This is a genomic window from Streptomyces akebiae, from assembly GCF_019599145.1.
GTDB lineage: Bacteria > Actinomycetota > Actinomycetes > Streptomycetales > Streptomycetaceae > Streptomyces > Streptomyces akebiae.
Map to the genome: position 1 here is coordinate 4076849 of NZ_CP080647.1, position 14181 is coordinate 4091029.

8 protein-coding genes are annotated in these 14181 nt (G+C 68.0%); 5 read left to right on the forward strand and 3 right to left on the reverse strand.

Translation table 11 applies throughout. The annotated features are described in order from the left end of the window. Positions 1–104: 104 nt before the first annotated feature. The 5 genes from K1J60_RS17390 to K1J60_RS17410 are packed head-to-tail and all read left to right on the forward strand — an operon-like array spanning position 105 to position 5525. Complete coding sequence (locus K1J60_RS17390; protein ID WP_220647003.1) at positions 105–851, forward strand: hypothetical protein; 747 nt, start codon at positions 105–107, stop codon at positions 849–851. Continuing rightward, entirely contained in the window at positions 848–2992 is a 2145-nt protein-coding gene (locus K1J60_RS17395) for a hypothetical protein (protein ID WP_220647004.1), read from the forward strand. The genes K1J60_RS17390 and K1J60_RS17395 overlap by 4 nt, the downstream gene beginning before the upstream one ends. 27 nt (positions 2993–3019) lie before the next feature. Then, on the forward strand, positions 3020–3991 hold the full coding sequence (locus tag K1J60_RS17400; RefSeq protein WP_220647005.1) for a hypothetical protein: 972 nt from the start codon (positions 3020–3022) through the stop codon (positions 3989–3991). Next, positions 3988–4494 (forward strand): Pycsar system effector family protein, encoded by a 507-nt coding sequence (locus K1J60_RS17405; protein WP_398683243.1) that lies wholly within the window; start codon positions 3988–3990, stop codon positions 4492–4494. Before K1J60_RS17400 ends, K1J60_RS17405 begins: the two co-directional genes overlap by 4 nt. 38 nt (positions 4495–4532) lie before the next feature. Beyond that, complete coding sequence (locus K1J60_RS17410) at positions 4533–5525, forward strand: M48 family metalloprotease (RefSeq protein WP_220647006.1); 993 nt, start codon at positions 4533–4535, stop codon at positions 5523–5525. Positions 5526–5613: 88 nt separating this feature from the next. Here the strand turns inward: K1J60_RS17410 and K1J60_RS17415 are convergent, their stop codons facing one another. The 3 genes from K1J60_RS17415 to rplL all read right to left on the reverse strand — a co-directional run bounded on the left by K1J60_RS17415 (position 5614) and on the right by rplL (position 14078). Continuing rightward, complete coding sequence (locus tag K1J60_RS17415) at positions 5614–9513, reverse strand: DNA-directed RNA polymerase subunit beta' (protein WP_220647007.1); 3900 nt, start codon at positions 9511–9513, stop codon at positions 5614–5616. Positions 9514–9606: 93 nt separating this feature from the next. Next, positions 9607–13092, reverse strand: a complete 3486-nt coding sequence (gene rpoB, locus K1J60_RS17420; protein WP_220647008.1) for a DNA-directed RNA polymerase subunit beta — start codon at positions 13090–13092, stop codon at positions 9607–9609. 602 nt (positions 13093–13694) lie between these two features. Continuing rightward, positions 13695–14078 carry a 50S ribosomal protein L7/L12 gene (gene rplL / locus K1J60_RS17425; RefSeq protein ID WP_030039747.1) on the reverse strand — a complete coding sequence of 128 codons (384 nt, stop codon included), beginning with the start codon at positions 14076–14078 and terminating at the stop codon, positions 13695–13697. Positions 14079–14181 lie beyond the last annotated feature (103 nt).

Sequence of the window (14181 nt, forward strand, 5' to 3'; positions counted from 1 at the left end):
ATCGTCCATGTCATCGGCCCTCCGCCGCACGCCGTCCGCCCGCCATCGTGCTGCGTGCCGACAACGGACCGACTCGCGGAAGCGAGAGACAGACAGGGACAGACATGGCCGACCCCGTGTTCCGCACGATCCTCCTCTTCGACATCGAGCAGTTCGGCAGCCGCGACGACGTGGAACAGGCGTTCCTGCGCCGGGTCCTGTACGACATCGTCGACGCCACGTTCGTCGACGCCGGCGTCGACGAGACCGCCCGGCTGCGCGCCGACCGCGGTGACTCCGTCATGGAACTCATCGACGCCAAGGTCTCCGTGCCGACGCTGTTGAAGACGCTCCTGACCGAGACGCCGGCACTTCTGCACAACAAGAACCGCCTGCTCGCGAGCAGCGCGCGGATACGGCTGCGCATCGTGCTCTCCTCCGGCTACGTCGCCGTGGACGAGCTCGACGGCTGGGTCGGCTCGGACCTCAACCACGCGGTACGGCTGCTGAACTCCGACCCGTTGCGCGACGCCCTCAAGCAGTCGGACGCGGGCAGCGTCCTGGGCGTGTCCGAGGCCGTCTATCAAGGGGTCGTACGCCACGGCCCGCTGGGCGTGCGCCCCGGCGACTTCCATCGCGTCACCGTGGAGACGAAGGAGGGGCCGACGGTGGCCTGGCTGCACGGTGAGCCGGGTGCGGAGACGGCCGCGGGTACCGGTGGGCCCGCCGGTGAGGGAACGCCGACGGCCACGAGCCTCGGCCCTTCGACTTCCCACACGCACATCGGCGGCGACCAGTACGGCGTGACCGGTGGCACCGTCCAGGGCGACCTCCACTTCGGCCTGCCCGGCCGGCGGGGTGAGCGGCGATGAGCCAGGACACGGCGCTCGGCTCGGCGAAGACCGTGGAGAAACGGAAGGAGGAGGAGAAACAGGAGGAGTCCTCCCAGGCTCCGGAACAGCGGCAGAAGGCCTGGGAGGCACGACAGGATCTGGTCAGGCACGCGGCCCGTACGTTCGCGTCGACCCTGGTCGACGGCGACCAGTTCGGGCAGACCGGCGGCACGCACTTCGGCGACACGATCATTCATGCCGGGGGCTTCAGCAAGGCACCGCGCCACGCGTCCGGTCCGGTCTCCCCGACAGAGGTCGACGAGGTGACCGCCGTCTTCCGGGAAGGCGTCTCCTTCGACGACGCGCTCACCCGGCTGCGTGCCGAGCGCGTCGTCATCCTGAGCGGCGGGCAGACGACGGGACGCCGGTCCGCCGCGCTGATGTTGCTGTCCAGGCTCGGCATCGAGCAGCTTCGGGAACTGGAGCCGCCCAGTTCCCCTTCCGCTCTTCTCGACGAGCTGGCCTCGCCCCTCGGGTACGTCCTCTGCGACTGGACCACCCGCCACCGCCACCCGCTGCGGACCCCGCACCTGTCAGGGCTGCGCGAGCAACTGGAGCGCGGCGGCGGCCACCTGGTCATCACCGTCGAGTCGTCCACGTTGCCGAGCGAGATCCCCTCCGTACGGTGGGAGCCGCCGCTGACGTCGGACGTACTGCGCTCCCATGTCACCCGGGCCGTGGGCGAGGCACCCTGGACCGAGTTGAGCGGACTGCCGTACGTCAAGGAGTTCCTCGAACGGGAGCATCCGCCCTACGAGACCGCCCAGTTCGCGAAGCGTGTGGTCGCGCTGCACCGGGGCGAGATCGACGAGCGGGAGCTGGCCGCCCACGGAGAGGCGGCCGCACGGACCCAGATAGACCGGTGGCTCACCGGAGAGACTCCGACCCTCTTCGACAAGGCGTTCCTCGTCTCACTGTCCGTCTTCGACGGTGCCCCGTACGCGGTGGCCGCCGAACTCAGCGACCCACTCTTCAAACTCTTCCATCGGACGGAGAACCCCGACGAGTCCCCGCGCATCCCCGTGTTCGGCACCTCCCGTGCCGACCGCCTCCAGCTCGCCCGCGCGCGAGGCGAAATCGAAACCGAGCTCACCGATCATGGCGTGGTCGGCCACTTCGTCGCCCGCTTCCAGGACGAGCTGATCGCGCCACTCCTGCTGCACCAGGTGTGGAACCTCCACCCCTCGGCCCGACCGGCGCTCGTCAGCTGGATCCGGCAGCTCGCCAAGGACAAACGTCCGCTCGTGCGGACCCGGGCGGCCGGCGCCGCCGCGCTGTTCGCGCAGGCCGACTTCCCGTCCGCGATGGCCCACCTCATCGAGCCCTGGGCCGACTCGCACAGCTTCAACGCCTGGCTGATCGCCGCGAACGCCCTGACCCTGTCCGTACTGCTGGAGGTCCCCCCGGCCTTCGACGTCCTGCACGACTGGTGCACGGGCGATCACCACAGCCGCCGGTGGACGGCCGTCCGCGCCTACGGCCTGCTGGGCGCCGCTCACCACGAGATCACCCTGCGCGCCCTGCTCGACGCCGTGCGCCGCCCCGTCGAGGACGAGGAGGACACGGACGACGACGAAGACGAGACGAAGAAGGAGAAGAAGAAGGCGAAGGCCAGGAGGGAGGAGGACAAGCAGTTCGCGGACGCCCTGGAACTGCTGCTCCTCACGGTGCAGAGCCCGGTGCTCCACGCTCTGGCCGAGCGTCTCGATCCCCAGGGCCCACGCCATGATCGTGCCGTCCGCTCCCACGCGCTGCGCGCCTTCGTCCAGGCCTGTGGCCAGTACGAGGAGGAGGGCGACCGCCCGATCGTCCTCGACTGGTACGCCCGCGCCCTGGCCACCGACGAGATGGTGGACGTCCGGCACCTGACCGCCTTCTGGAGCGCGGTTCTCGGTGACCAGGAGCTGACCTCCCGGGCCCTGCGCGTCCTGCGCGGCTGGGTGCTCACGGCCGACGAGGACCGAAAGTCCGAGGTCGCGCTCACCACGCTGCTCCCGGCGCTCGCGGCGACGCCGGGCAACCACCAGCGCATCACCCATCTTCTGCACACCGTGCGCGATGCCGACGAGAACGCGCTGGATGTGGCCGACCGGCTGGACACGGCCGTGCGCACCGTCTGACCCTCACCCGTCACCTGGAGCATGTCCATGGACACCGATGCCCTGTGCCCTCAGCCCGACGAACCCGACCGGTCGGCGGAGGGACTTTTTCCGCCGCCCACCCCCTTCTTCGACCCAGTCCTCAGGGTCCGCCAGCTGCCGCGTCTGCGCCTCGGCGGCCGCCGTCACGTCGGCCGGATCGATCACACCCTGGTCTGCGTCACCCGCAAGGGTGCCTACGAGACCTTCCCACCGCCCGCCCGGCCCACCTCCGTCCGCCGTTACGTCGCCCTCTACGAGGTGGACACCGACCCGCACACGTTCCCCTTACGGGCACAGCTGCCCAGTCGGGTCGACAGCTTCGAGTTCGAAGCCGTCGCCGAGATCACCTGGCGGGTCACGGACCCGGCCCGCTTCGTCACCAGCCAGGAACGGGACGTACCCGGCCTCCTCGCTCGCGAACTCGTCCCGACCATGCGGGCGGCGAGCCGCCGTCACGGCATCACCGAGAGCCCGCTGGCCGAGCGGGCAGTGCAGCAGGCACTCGACGACGCCGCGCCGATCGGCGGCGACCAGGGCCTGCGGGCCACCGTCATGGTCCGGCTGCGGCTCGACGCCACCGAGCGCACCCACCAGGAGCGGCTACGTGCCGCACGACACGAGGCGGAGGCCGCCACGCCGGAGCACGAGGTGTCGGTCCAGCGGCAGCAGCTTGAGGCTCGCATCAGGGCAGAAAGGATCAAGTTCTACGAGGACTGCCTGAACAGGGGTGACGCCGCCGCCCTGGCGCTGCATCTGACGGAGCATCCCGACGACACCCGGCTCGTCCTCCAACACCTCGGTGAGGAGCGCAAGGTACTCATCGAGACGCAGCGCCACCTGATCGACCGGGTGCTCGACAAGGAAGGGCTGGAGAGTTACCAGCTCCAGGAGCCACGGGAGCTCACCGCCAGGTGGATGACGACCGTCCTGAAGTCGGGCACGACGCCCGAGGACGAGGCTCCGGAGACGTCGGCGTGAGTGCCGTGTCCCCACCGGTGGGCGCCCCGGAGGTACAGGCGGGCACGCTACTGCTGGGCGACCTCCGCACCGAGATCGCCCGCGCCGACACCAAGGCCTCCGTCCTTGCCGGGGCTCTGGGCATCATGGCCGGTCTGCTCGGCGGACACCGCTGGAGTCCCGCCGCGCTCTCCCCCACCGCCGCGCTCGTGTGGTGGCTGGGGGTGGCGTCGCTGGTCACGGCGTTGTTCGCGCTGCTGCTCGCGGTACTGCCCCGCTACCGCAGGAGCACCTGGGAGCCCGGCCTGCCTCTGACCTACTTCGGCGACGTACGGCGCGCCGCCCGGACCGGAAGCCTTGCCGCGGCCGTGGCGGCGACAGGGCGCGACCCCACCCTCGGCCTTGTCCTGGCGCTGGCCGAGACCAGCCGCATCGTGGCCCGCAAACACCTCTGGATCAGAACGGGCCTGATCGCCTTCGGCTGCGCCGCGGTACTGCTCCCCGGCTCCGCACTCATGGCCTGAGTCTCCTCCCTCCTCTCGAGACCCCGACAAGGAGCGTCATGTCCGTCCCGTACGAATCCGAGCACCGCCGAAAGCCTCCGGACCCCATGGACGATCTCAGCTCCCGCGCGGGACGCGTCCACATATCGGCCCGCCACCGGGGTGTGGACGCCACCACGCTGGGGCACCTGACGCTCCAGCTGCCGCAGGTGCTGACAAGTTCGGCCGTCGTCTTCGTGGTGTCGTACGCCGTCGCCGTCCTGCTCGGGCCGCCTTGGTGGATCCCGTTCGGCTGCTGGGTGGTCAGCGGAGGGCTGGCCTTCCACCGGCCCTGCGAACGCCTCCTGGCCCGGTGGCTGTACCGGCTGCGCTACCCCACGCCCGAGGAGGACCGGAAGCTGGCGTCGGTCTGGCGCCAGGTGACCGCCCGAGCCGGTGTGGACGGGGACACGTACCAGTTGTGGGTCGAGGACAGCGCCGGGATCAACGCCATGGCGGCCGCCGGCCACATCGTCGGCGTCACCAGCCATTCGCTCAGGACGCTCACCCCCGCCCAGCTCGCCGGCGTCCTCGCGCACGAGTTGGGCCATCACGTGGGAGGGCACGCCTGGGCCTCACTGCTCACCTTCTGGTACACACTGCCCGCGCGGATCACGTGGCGGCTGCTGCGCTGGCTGGCCGCACGCGTCGACCGTGTCTCCGTGGGCGTCGCCGCCCTGGTGATCGGCGTCTTCGGCGCCACCATGTTCGCCCTGGCCGCAGCCACATACGGCCTGGTCCTCCTGCCCTTGGTCACACCCTGCCTGGTGGCTGCCGTATCCCGCCGCGCGGAACTTCGCGCGGACGAACACGCGGCCGAACTCGGCTTCGCGGAGCATCTGATGACCGTGCTGAGCGCGGATCTCCACCGCGAGGCGACCGCACGCGCCGACGCCTCGGCCATGGGCGTCCGCGTTGAGGAGGAGGGAGTGATCGCACGGCTCCTCTCCTCCCACCCGGACCCGCACACCCGGCTCCACCACCTGCGGACCCATCTGGAGCGCGGGCGCTGATCTCCTGAGCCGACGGGACCCCGCGGACGCCGAAGGGCGGCCACCCGAAGGTGACCGCCCCTCAACTCAAGCAACTACCACTGCTCGCCTACTGGTTGTACGGACCGTAGTCGTAGTCCTCCAGCGGGACGGCCTGGCCGGAGCCCGTGCCGAACGGCGAGTAGTCGATGTCGTCGTAGCCGACGGCCGAGTACATCGCGGCCTTGGCCTCCTCGGTCGGCTCGACCCGGATGTTGCGGTAGCGGGACAGACCCGTACCGGCCGGGATGAGCTTACCGATGATGACGTTCTCCTTGAGGCCGATGAGGCTGTCGGACTTGGCGTTGATCGCCGCGTCCGTCAGGACTCGGGTCGTCTCCTGGAAGGAGGCGGCCGACAGCCAGGATTCCGTCGCCAGCGAGGCCTTGGTGATACCCATCAGCTGCGGACGACCGGAGGCCGGGTGACCGCCCTCCTGGACCACGCGACGGTTCTCGGTCTCGAACTTCGAGCGCTCGACCAGCTCACCGGGCAGCAGCTCGGCGTCGCCGGACTCGATGATCGTCACGCGGCGGAGCATCTGCCGGATGATGATCTCGATGTGCTTGTCGTGGATCGACACACCCTGCGAGTTGTAGACCTTCTGGACCTCGCCGACCAGGTGGACCTGGACGGCACGCTGACCCAGGATGCGCAGCACGTCGTGCGGGTTGGTGGCACCCACGGTGAGCTTCTGGCCCACCTCGACGTGCTCGCCCTCGCTCACCAGCAGACGGGCGCGCTTCGAGATCGGGAACGCCGTCTCGTCGCTGCCGTCGTCCGGCGTGATGACGATCTTCTTGGTCTTCTCCGTCTCCTCGATGCGGACGCGACCGGCCGCCTCGGAGATCGGCGCGACACCCTTGGGCGTACGGGCCTCGAAGAGCTCGACGACACGCGGCAGACCCTGCGTGATGTCGTCACCGGCCACACCACCGGTGTGGAAGGTACGCATCGTCAGCTGGGTACCGGGCTCACCGATGGACTGGGCGGCGATGATGCCGACCGCCTCACCGATGTCGACCAGCTTGCCGGTGGCCAGGGAGCGGCCGTAGCACATGGCACACGTGCCGACCTTGGACTCACAGGTCAGGATCGAGCGGGTCTTGACCTCCTCGACACCGTGGTGCACGAGCTGGTCGATGAGCACGTCGCCCAGGTCCACGTTGGCCGGCGCGATCACCTTGCCGTCGATGACGACGTCCTCGGCGAGCATGCGGGCGTAGACGCTGGTCTCGACGTCCTCGGCCTTGCGCAGGACCCCGGTCTCGTCCTTCGAGGCGATCCGCAGCTTCAGACCGCGCTCGGTGCCGCAGTCCTCCTCGCGGATGATGACGTCCTGCGAGACGTCCACCAGACGACGGGTCAGGTAACCCGAGTCGGCGGTACGCAGGGCGGTGTCCGCCAGACCCTTACGGGCACCGTGCGTGGAGATGAAGTACTCCAGCACCGACAGGCCCTCACGGAACGAGGCCTTGATGGGACGCGGGATGGTCTCGTTCTTCGCGTTCGACACCAGACCGCGCATACCCGCGATCTGCCGCATCTGCATCATGTTCCCTCGGGCACCCGAGTCGACCATCATGAAGATGGGGTTGGTCTTGGGGAAGTTCGCGTTCATCGCCTCGGCGACCTCGTTGGTCGCCTTGGTCCAGATCGCGATGAGCTCCTGCGTGCGCTCTTCCTTGGTGATCAGACCGCGCTCGTACTGCTTCTGGACCTTCTCGTCCTGCGCCTCGTACCCGCGGACGATCTCCTTCTTCGCCTCGGGAACGACGACGTCGGAGATGGCCACGGTGACACCGGAACGGGTCGCCCAGTAGAAGCCGGCCGCCTTCAGGTTGTCGAGCGTCGCCGCCACGATGACCTTGGGGTAGCGCTCGGCGAGGTCGTTGACGATCTCGGAGAGCTGCTTCTTGCCCACCGAGTAGTCGACGAACGGGTAGTCCTCGGGCAGCAGCTCGTTGAAGAGCGCACGGCCGAGCGTGGTCTTCAGACGGAAGCTGTCACCCTGCTGCCACTCCGGCTCGCCCTCCTCGCGCGCCGGGGGCATCCAGCCGCGCGGCGGGATGGTGCCCACCGGGAAGCGGATGTCCACCGCGGACTGCAGCGCGAGCTCGCCGGCGTCGAACGCCATGATCGCCTCGGCCGTGGAGGCGAACGAACGCCCCTCGCCCTTGGTGTCACGGAGTTCGCCGTCGGTGGTGAGGAAGAACAGACCGAGGACCATGTCCTGGGTCGGCATCGTCACCGGACGGCCGTCGGCGGGCTTGAGGATGTTGTTCGAGGACAGCATCAGGATGCGGGCCTCGGCCTGCGCCTCCGCGGAGAGCGGCAGGTGGACGGCCATCTGGTCACCGTCGAAGTCCGCGTTGAACGCGGTGCAGACGAGCGGGTGGATCTGGATGGCCTTGCCCTCGACCAGCTGCGGCTCGAAGGCCTGGATGCCGAGGCGGTGCAGGGTGGGAGCACGGTTCAGCAGCACCGGGTGCTCGGCGATGACCTCTTCGAGGACGTCGTACACGACGGTGCGGCCGCGCTCCACCATGCGCTTGGCGCTCTTGATGTTCTGCGCGTGGTTGAGGTCCACGAGCCGCTTCATCACGAACGGCTTGAAGAGCTCCAGCGCCATCGCCTTCGGCAGACCGCACTGGTGCAGCTTCAGCTGCGGACCGACGACGATCACGGAACGCGCGGAGTAGTCCACACGCTTGCCGAGCAGGTTCTGACGGAATCGACCCTGCTTGCCCTTCAGCATGTCGCTGAGGGACTTCAGGGGGCGGTTACCGGGACCGGTGACCGGACGGCCACGACGGCCGTTGTCGAACAGCGCGTCGACGGCCTCCTGGAGCATGCGCTTCTCGTTGTTCACGATGATCTCGGGCGCGCCGAGGTCGAGAAGCCGCTTCAGTCGGTTGTTCCGGTTGATCACACGGCGGTACAGGTCGTTCAGGTCGGAGGTCGCGAAGCGGCCACCGTCCAGCTGCACCATCGGGCGGAGGTCCGGCGGGATGACCGGCACGCAGTCGAGCACCATGCCCTTGGGGCTGTTGCTGGTCTGCAGGAACGCGGAGACGACCTTGAGGCGCTTGAGCGCACGGGTCTTCTTCTGGCCCTTGCCGGTGCGGATGATCTCGCGGAGGCGCTCGGCCTCCTCGTCCAGGTCGAAGGACTCCAGGCGCTTCTGCAGCGCCGCGGCACCCATCGAGCCGTCGAAGTACGTGCCGAAGCGGTCACGCAGCTCGCGGTAGAGGAGCTCGTCGCCCTCCAGGTCCTGGACCTTGAGGTTCTTGAACCGCGTCCACACCTCGTCGAGACGGTCGATCTCGCGCTGCGTACGGTCGCGCAGCTGCTTCATCTCACGCTCGGCGCCCTCGCGCACCTTGCGGCGCACGTCGGCCTTGGCGCCCTCGGCCTCCAGCTCGGCCAGGTCGGTCTCGAGCTTCTTGGCGCGGGCCTCCAGGTCGGCGTCCCGGCGGTTCTCGACCTGCTGGCGCTCGACGGAGACGTGGGCCTCCAGCGAGGGCAGGTCGCGGGTGCGGCGCTCCTCGTCGACGTACGTGATCATGTACGCCGCGAAGTAGATGACCTTCTCCAGGTCCTTCGGGGCGAGGTCGAGCAGGTAGCCCAGCCGCGACGGGACGCCCTTGAAGTACCAGATGTGGGTGACGGGAGCGGCCAGTTCGATGTGGCCCATCCGCTCACGGCGCACCTTGGCGCGCGTGACCTCGACGCCACAGCGCTCACAGATGATGCCCTTGAAGCGGACACGCTTGTACTTGCCGCAGTAGCACTCCCAGTCCCGGGTCGGACCGAAGATCTTCTCGCAGAAGAGTCCGTCCTTTTCGGGCTTGAGCGTGCGGTAGTTGATCGTCTCGGGCTTCTTGACCTCGCCGTGGCTCCACTGACGGATGTCGTCAGCGGTGGCCAGACCGATCCGGAGCTCGTCGAAGAAGTTGACGTCGAGCACTATGCGTCAATCCCTCTCAGGGTTGTAAGTCTTTGGTCTGATACGGGGGTCCTGGGGCCGGCCGGGCTCTTCACGAGCCCGGCCGAACTCCCGTCAGACCTCTTCGACGCTGCTCGGCTCACGCCGGGACAGGTCGATGCCGAGCTCCTCCGCAGCGCGGAAGACGTCCTCGTCGGTGTCGCGCATCTCGATGGACATGCCGTCCGAGGACAGCACCTCCACGTTGAGGCACAGGGACTGCATCTCCTTGATGAGCACCTTGAAGGACTCGGGGATGCCGGGCTCGGGGATGTTCTCGCCCTTGACGATGGCCTCGTAGACCTTCACGCGGCCGGTGACGTCGTCGGACTTGATGGTCAGCAGCTCCTGGAGGGCGTACGCGGCGCCATAAGCCTCCAGCGCCCACACCTCCATCTCACCGAAGCGCTGGCCACCGAACTGAGCCTTACCACCCAGCGGCTGCTGGGTGATCATCGAGTACGGGCCGGTCGACCGGGCGTGCAGCTTGTCGTCGACCAGGTGGTGGAGCTTGAGGATGTACATGTACCCGATCGAGATCGGGTCCGGGAACGGCTCACCGGAGCGGCCGTCGAACAGCCTCGCCTTGCCGGTCGGCTGCACCATGCGCTCGCCGTCGCGGTTCGGGATGGTGTGCTGGAGCAGACCGGCCAGCTCGTCCTCGCGGGCACCGTCGAAGACCGGGGTCGCAACGTTGGTGCCGGGGGCGACGGAGTCGGCGCCGATGACCTGCAGACGCTTCGCCCAGTCGTCGGCCAGACCGGAGACGTCCCAGCCGCGGCTGGCGAGCCAGCCGAGGTGGATCTCCAGCACCTGTCCCGGGTTCATTCGGGACGGCACGCCGAGCGGGTTGAGGATGATGTCGACCGGGGTGCCGTCCTCCAGGAACGGCATGTCCTCGATCGGCAGGATCTTCGAGATGACGCCCTTGTTGCCGTGCCGGCCGGCGAGCTTGTCGCCATCCGTGATCTTTCGCTTCTGGGCGACGTACACACGGACCAGCTGGTTGACGCCGGGCGGCAGCTCGTCGCCCTCCTCGCGGTCGAAGACGCGGACGCCGATGACCTTGCCGATCTCGCCGTGCGGCACCTTCAGCGAGGTGTCACGGACCTCACGGGCCTTCTCACCGAAGATCGCGCGGAGCAGGCGCTCCTCGGGGGTCAGCTCGGTCTCACCCTTGGGCGTGACCTTGCCGACGAGGATGTCGCCGGCGACGACCTCGGCACCGATGCGGATGATGCCGCGCTCGTCGAGGTCGGCGAGGACCTCCTCGGAGACGTTCGGGATGTCCCGGGTGATCTCCTCGGGGCCGAGCTTGGTGTCACGGGCGTCGACCTCGTGCTCCTCGATGTGGATCGAGGAGAGGACGTCGTCCTGCACGAGGCGCTGCGACAGGATGATCGCGTCCTCGTAGTTGTGACCCTCCCACGGCATGAACGCCACGAGCAGGTTCTTGCCCAGCGCCATCTCGCCGTTCTCGGTGGCCGGACCGTCGGCCAGGACCTGGCCCTCGATGATCCGGTCGCCCTCGTTGACGATGACCTTCTGGTTGACCGAGGTGCCCTGGTTGGAGCGGGCGAACTTGGCCAGGCGGTACGTGATGTACGTGCCGTCGTCGTTGGTGGTGGTGATGTAGTCGGCGGAGACCTCCTGGACCACACCCGCCTTCTCGGCCTTGACCACGTCGCCGGCGTCGACGGCGGAGCGGTACTCCATGCCGGTGCCGACGAGCGGGGACTCGCTCTTGATGAGCGGCACGGCCTGACGCATCATGTTCGCGCCCATGAGGGCACGGTTGGCGTCGTCGTGCTCCAGGAAGGGGATCATGGCGGTCGCGACCGACACCATCTGGCGCGGCGAGACGTCCATGTAGTCGACGTCGTCACCGGGGACGTAGTCGACCTCGCCGCCACGGCGGCGGACCAGGACGCGGTTCTCGGTGAAGCGCATGTCGTCGTCGAGCGTGGCGTTGGCCTGCGCGATGACGAAGCGGTCCTCCTCGTCGGCCGTCAGGTAGTCGACCTCGTCGGTGACGACACCGTCGGTGACGCGGCGGTAGGGCGTCTCCACGAAACCGAACGCGTTGACGCGGCCGTAGGAGGCGAGCGAACCGATCAGACCGATGTTCGGGCCTTCGGGCGTCTCGATGGGGCACATGCGGCCGTAGTGCGAGGGGTGCACGTCACGGACCTCGAAGCCGGCCCGCTCACGGGACAGACCACCGGGACCCAGTGCCGAGAGACGACGCTTGTGCGTCAGACCCGACAGCGGGTTGTTCTGGTCCATGAACTGCGACAGCTGGCTGGTGCCGAAGAACTCCTTGATGGAGGCGACGACCGGCCGGATGTTGATCAGGGTCTGGGGCGTGATCGCCTCGACGTCCTGGGTCGTCATGCGCTCGCGGACGACACGCTCCATACGCGCCAGACCCGTGCGGACCTGGTTCTGGATGAGCTCGCCGACGCTGCGCAGACGACGGTTGCCGAAGTGGTCGATGTCGTCGGTCTCGACGACGATCGTCTGGCCGTTGTCGGCGGCCGTCTCGGTCTCGCCCGCGTGCAGCTTCACCAGGTACTTGATCGTCGAGATGACGTCCTCGACGGTCAGGACGCCCGCGTCGAGCGGAGCCTCCGCACCCAGCTTCTTGTTGACCTTGTAGCGGCCGACCTTCGCGAGGTCGTAGCGCTTGGGGTTGAAGTAGAGGTTCTCGAGCAGCGTCTGCGCGGCCTCACGCGTGGGGGGCTCGCCCGGACGCAGCTTGCGGTAGATGTCGAGCAGCGCGTCGTCCTGGCCCTGGGTGTGGTCCTTCTCCAGGGTGGCGCGCATGGACTCGTACTCGCCGAACTCCTCGAGGATCTGCTCGGTGGTCCAGCCGAGCGCCTTGAGGAGGACGGTCACGGACTGCTTGCGCTTGCGGTCGATACGCACACCGACCATGTCGCGCTTGTCGATCTCCATCTCCAGCCAGGCACCCCGGGACGGGATGATCTTGGCGGAGAAGATGTCCTTGTCGGACGTCTTGTCGATGGAGGAGTCGAAGTAGACACCCGGCGAACGGACCAGCTGCGACACGACGACACGCTCGGTGCCGTTGATGACGAAGGTGCCCTTGTGGGTCATGAGCGGGAAGTCGCCCATGAAGACCGTCTGGGACTTGATCTCGCCGGTCTCGTTGTTGGTGAACTCGGCGGTGACGAAGAGCGGGGCCGCGTACGTGAAGTCGCGGTCCTTGCACTCGTCGATGCTGTTCTTCGGCGGCTCGAAACGGTGGTCGCGGAACGTCAGCGACATCGACCCGGAGAAGTCCTCGATCGGGGAGATCTCCTCGAAGATCTCCTCCAGACCGGACTTGGTGGGGACGTCCTGTCCGTTCTCCAGAGCCTCCTCGACCCGACTCTGCCAGGCAGTGTTGCCGAGCAGCCAGTCAAAGCTCTCGGTCTGCAGCGCGAGCAGGTTGGGAACCTCGAGGGGCTCCTTGATCTTTGCAAAGGAGATGCGCAGCGGGGCGGTGCTGGCGCCGTTGTTCGTATTCGCGGTCGAGGCGTTGCGCGAGGCGGCCAAGAGGGGGTCCTTCCGAGGGCTCGGACTCACTACGCGCGTACCGGCCCCCTCGACCGGGCGCGGAGATGGAAAGCCCCAGGTGAGGGACGTTCAATCGTCGGTGCTCGAGCGAGGGCATGCCCCTGGTGACGGGCAGGAGGCAGCTAACAGGCAGCGCAAAGGGTCAGTGTAGCCACTTGGCCCACTGATGTCCAGTGCGGGTTTACGGACCCTCGGAAACCCTCGTTGTTCCTCAACGCCTGCGGCAAGCCACGCCCTCGATGCACATCGATACTGCCCTCTTCGCCGTCGATCCATGCCTCGGAGTTCGGATCCGTGTGACGACGCGTCCTGAGAATTGCGCGCTGCGTGCAGTTCGTCAAGGCCCCCCATGCCCGAACCAGATGCTGCGATCGTCACTCGCGGCCGGTCACCAGGGGTGCTCGGAGGCACGACGAAGATCACCATACTCGCCGCCACCGACAGTGCAAGGCAGCCGTCACTCGACGTCCCCGAACGCCGAAGGGCGACCACCCACATGGGTGATCGCCCTTCAGTACGTCCGCGTTACAGCCCCGGTTGCCGGAGCGGCGCGCGAGCGGGTCCGTGGGGACCCGTGGGCCTTACTTGACCTCGACGGAGGCGCCGGCGCCCTTGAGGGACTCGGCGGCCTTCTCGGCGGCGTCCTTGGCGACCTTCTCGAGAACGGGCTTCGGGGCGCCGTCCACGAGGTCCTTGGCCTCCTTCAGACCCAGGGAGGTCAGCTCACGCACGACCTTGATGACCTGGATCTTCTTGTCGCCGGCACCGGTGAGGATGACGTCGAACTCGTCCTTCTCCTCCTCGACCGGGGCGGCCGGGCCACCCTGGGCCGGGCCCGCGACGGCGACGGCCGCGGCGGCGGTGACGTCGAACTTCTCCTCGAACGCCTTCACGAACTCGGAGAGCTCGATGAGGGTCATCTCCTCGAACTGCGCGAGCAGGTCTTCCTGGCTGAGCTTCGCCATGATGGGCGATCCTTCCACTAATGTCGGCAGGTGCCGGTTGTATCGAAACGGCGGGCGTACTTACGGCCCGCTACGACCCGCGCGTCAGGCGGCGCGGATCAAT